Annotated in this window: 4 protein-coding genes; 3 read left to right on the top strand and 1 reads right to left on the bottom strand. The window is 39.9% G+C overall.

Annotation, left to right across the window (positions count from 1 at the left end; translation table 11 throughout):
* Positions 1 to 362: 362 nt before the first annotated feature.
* Complete coding sequence (gene def / locus GBN19_RS14875) at positions 363 to 893, bottom strand: peptide deformylase (protein WP_151709952.1); 531 nt, start codon at positions 891 to 893, stop codon at positions 363 to 365.
* A 119-nt stretch (positions 894 to 1,012) separates the two neighbouring features.
* Between def and GBN19_RS14870 the strand changes: the two genes are divergently transcribed.
* The 3 genes from GBN19_RS14870 to GBN19_RS14860 are packed head-to-tail and all read left to right on the top strand — an operon-like array spanning position 1,013 to position 3,900.
* A complete protein-coding gene (locus tag GBN19_RS14870) occupies positions 1,013 to 2,158 on the top strand; it encodes a LysM peptidoglycan-binding domain-containing protein (RefSeq protein WP_151778649.1) in 1,146 nt (381 codons plus the stop codon).
* A gap of 7 nt (positions 2,159 to 2,165) precedes the next feature.
* Positions 2,166 to 3,308, top strand: coding sequence for a DNA-processing protein DprA (gene dprA / locus GBN19_RS14865; protein ID WP_151778650.1), 1,143 nt, complete (start codon positions 2,166 to 2,168; stop codon positions 3,306 to 3,308).
* Positions 3,309 to 3,330: 22 nt separating this feature from the next.
* Positions 3,331 to 3,900, top strand: a complete 570-nt coding sequence (locus tag GBN19_RS14860; RefSeq protein WP_151709954.1) for an L-threonylcarbamoyladenylate synthase — start codon at positions 3,331 to 3,333, stop codon at positions 3,898 to 3,900.
* Positions 3,901 to 4,158 lie beyond the last annotated feature (258 nt).

Raw genomic sequence — 4,158 nt, 5'->3', positions numbered from 1 at the left:
ATCCACACAAGTTGTTCTTCCAATTCTCTTAATGATCTTCTTAATGATTCGTCATCATCAAGCTAGGTCGGCTATGTTACTCTATTTTAAAACAAAGTCAACAGGTAATTTCGATATTTTTTAAAACCCATTCAATCCAACCAAAAACTTACCTATCTAGCTAAGCCCTTGTTAATCAACAAGTTTTTATCTGCATCACCGCCGATGGATACGCATTATAGAGGATTTATATCCCCTTGCAAGCTTTTTTTCATCTCAATATTATTGTTTGTATTTTTTTTATACCAAAAAATATATAAATAACTGTTATTCATTTATTTTTTATTTATGCGCTAAAATTTTGTTTAGCGCATAATTTGAACTTAACGTTTTACAGCGACTTTTTCACGTTCTCGACTACGTATAAGTTTCTCAATTTTGTCACGTGCCCGTTGACGTTTAAGCGGAGATAAATAGTCAACAAAAAGTTTGCCATTTAAGTGATCCATTTCATGTTGGATACATACCGCCAATAAGCCATCGGCTTCAATCTCAATTTTTTCTCCATCAAGATTTAAAGCTTCGATTTTGACGCGTGACGGACGTTCAACTTTATCGTATATTTGAGGAACTGAAAGGCAGCCCTCTTCATAAGGCTGAACTTCTTCAGTCAATGGCGTGACTTTAGGATTAATAAAAACTAAAGGTTGGTTTTTTTCTTCAGATAAGTCCATGACAATCAACTGAATATGTTGATCAACTTGAGTGGCCGCTAAACCAATGCCAGGAGCATCATACATTGTTTCAAACATATCTGTAGCAAGCTGACGAATTTCATCAGTCACTTCTTCAACAGGTTGTGCAATGGTACGCAGACGTGGGTCTGGGAAATTTAAAATGGGTAATAAGGCCATATGCCCTCCTCACAAATACCATTTATTAACAGCCCTATGAAGAACATGCTTCATAGAAAGATGTTAGGAAAGTTGGTTATTATAACGCAATTAGAAATATCCATTTAGGAATTATGATAATGAAAAAAGTTTTACAGGGGAACGTCTTGGGGTTGAAAAAGCATGCCCTTGCCATGGCTCTAGGCGTTGGGTTAGGACTAGGCAGTTTATCTATGCTTCATGCTGCCTCACCAAATGTATCACCACCGAGCCTCAAAGCGAGCGCGCCACATGTTTATGTGGTACGTAAAGGCGATACTCTTTGGGATATTGCAGGCAAGTTCTTAAAAAGCCCTTGGCGCTGGCGTGAAATTTGGGCAAGCAATCCACATGTGAAAAATCCACACTGGATTTATCCTGGTGATCGCCTATTACTGTGTTCTTTTAATGGTAAGCCCTTGATTGGTCGAGATGAAGGAGATGGCTGTGAAGGGATTATTCGCCGCCATACAGGCAGTATTAATTTAAAACCTCAGGTTCGTGTTGAGTCACTTGGGGAGGCGATTCCTCCAATCCGCCTGAGTGATATTGATGTATGGTTATACCGTGCCAATATTGTTGCACCAGAATCTTTGACCAATACGCCTTATATTGTCGGAGCAAATGATCATCGTCTCCTTGCAGCAAGTGAACAAAAGGTTTATGCACGAGGCAATGGCCTAGCGATTGGTGAAAAATACGGTATCTATCGTCAAGCTGAGCCTTATATTTTTAAAGATGCTAAAGGCAATAAGTACACAGCAGGTATTGAATTACTACAAGTTGCAAGTGCAGTATCAACTGCAACTACAGCAAGTGGTGATATGACAACTTTAGAAGTGACTCAGAGTTATGATCAAGAAATTCGTCGTGGTGACCTCATTTTACCTGAATACAAAAATGAACTCCCTTCTATTTTTTATCCAATAGCTCAACATGAAGTTCGTGATGGCGGGCAAATTGTTCGCGTTTTGGGTTCAATTGGAGATGCCGCAAAACGTAGTGTAGTGACAATTGATAGAGGTATATTGGATGGTGCCCAAACAGGACAAGTTTTTAATATTTACCAACAAGGCGAAGTGGTTCAAGATGTAAAAACCAAAAAACCGATTACCTTACCGCAAGAAGAAATTGGATCTTTAATGATTTTCAAAACGTTTGATCATCTCAGTTATGCTTATGTATTGGACAGCACTATACCAATCAAAGTCGGTGCATCGATTCAATCACCACTTGCATCGGAGTAATGGGATGATGTTGAACCAGATCAGCAAACTTCAGCTAGAAAGTATTCGCTTGTGGTATTTGGTTCAACATTCGTTATCTAGCTATCAACAACTGATTGATTATTTTGGTAGTGCTGAACAAGCTGTCACACCAGCAAACCTACAACGCTGGTCAAGCTTAGGCATTCATAAAAATCACATTCAACGCGCCCAACAATTTTATTCTGCTGCCGAACAACAACATTTTCAGAAAATTTTAGATTGTCTGACTCAGCATTGCGATTTTATCTGTTTAGCCAATGAGCCTGATTATCCAGCCCAATTATTACCATACTCCGACCGTCCTCCAATTTTGTTTGGACAAGGACAATCTTTTAATTTAAGCCAACCTCAAATTGCAATTGTAGGCAGCCGCAAGGCAAGCCAACATGGCTTACAACTCAGTTATGATTTTGCTTATTATCTTGCAGATAAAGGTTTTTTTATTACCAGTGGTTTAGCTCAAGGAATTGATCAAGCTGCACATCATGCTGGGCTAAAACATCAACGTACGATTGCAGTCATGGCAACTGGCATTGAACAAACCTATCCATCACAGCATCTTCAACTACGCCAGCAAATTGTTGAACATGGCGGTTGTGTCATTACTGAATTTCTGCCTTTTACCAAACCTTTACAGCGCAATTTTCCACGGCGTAATCGAATTGTCAGCGGACTAAGCCTTGGGGTATTAGTTGCTGAGGCTGCTTTGGAAAGTGGCTCTCTGATTACGGCAAAATTGGCTGCCGAGCAAGGTAAACTGATTTTTGCCATTCCTGGACATATTTATAGTGAACAGCATCGGGGATGCCACCAACTGATCCGTGAAGGTGCAACTTTAGTTGACCATCCTGAGCAAATTATTGAAGATCTGGCGTTGCCCACTCAATGGCAAATACAACAACAAGATCACTCAACCCAGACCAAAGCCGATATTCCAACTCATCTACAGCATCTATATCAGCAACTCGACTGGGTTGGGCAAGACCTTGATCACTTGGCTGAAAAAACAAACTTAGCCGTTGATGTTTTACTGGCTCAGCTCATGGAATTAGAACTTTTAGGCTTGTGTTTACAGCAAGCAGGGCGTTATAGTCGTTGCCGTGCAGCAACTGCACCCTGCTTTTCTTAAATCCCTCAAAGAGCATAAACACATGATCACCTATTCAGTGGAACATGCCGCAGAACTTTTGCAGCATGGTCAGGTCTTAGCTTATCCAACCGAAGCAGTCTGGGGTCTAGGCTGTGACCCAATGAACCAAGATGCCTTTCAAAGTATTTTAGAATTGAAGCAACGCCCGATCGAAAAAGGGGTCATTCTCCTCGCGAGTGATATCGAACAAGTCGAAACCTTACTTGCTCCTCTCGAAAGTTCTCGTCAACAAGAAATTATTGCCAGCTGGCACAATCGCCAAGCAAATGAACGTGGTCTGACATGGCTGCTTCCAAATCAGAATATTATTCCTGAATGGATTACAGGTCAGCATCCTCGTGTCGCTGTACGCGTTACCAATCACCCACTGTGCCAACAACTGTGTCGCGCGTTTGGTCGTTTTATTGTCTCAACCAGCGCCAATCCCGCAGGTTTAGACCCTGCACGTAACCAAACACAAGCTGAGCAGTATTTTGGTGCATCTTTGAATTATTTGGCTGGGGAACTTGGACAAAGCCCTTTACCAAGTCGAATTATTGATGCGGTAACAGGGGAAATTATTCGAGATTAAGTGTTTTTTTAGATAAAAAATAGACAAAAAAAAGCTCAGCCAAAAAGTAGTAGGCTGAGCAGAAAAGATGTGATGTTTTCACATCTAGAGGGTTTAAATGAAAGATAATAAAATCTTTTGTCCTAGAACATAATTAATTATGAACATATTTGTTTTTTTTTGAAAAATAGTTTTTACGTCTAAGTTGAGTAATTTACTCTGAATAATTCATTTTAAAAAATTGGTCATACCAAATTATATTTTCTTGATAAATTAGAC

Source organism: Acinetobacter brisouii (assembly GCF_008993995.1).
Taxonomy (GTDB): domain Bacteria; phylum Pseudomonadota; class Gammaproteobacteria; order Pseudomonadales; family Moraxellaceae; genus Acinetobacter; species Acinetobacter brisouii_A.
This window is presented reverse-complemented; position numbering and strand designations above follow the sequence as displayed.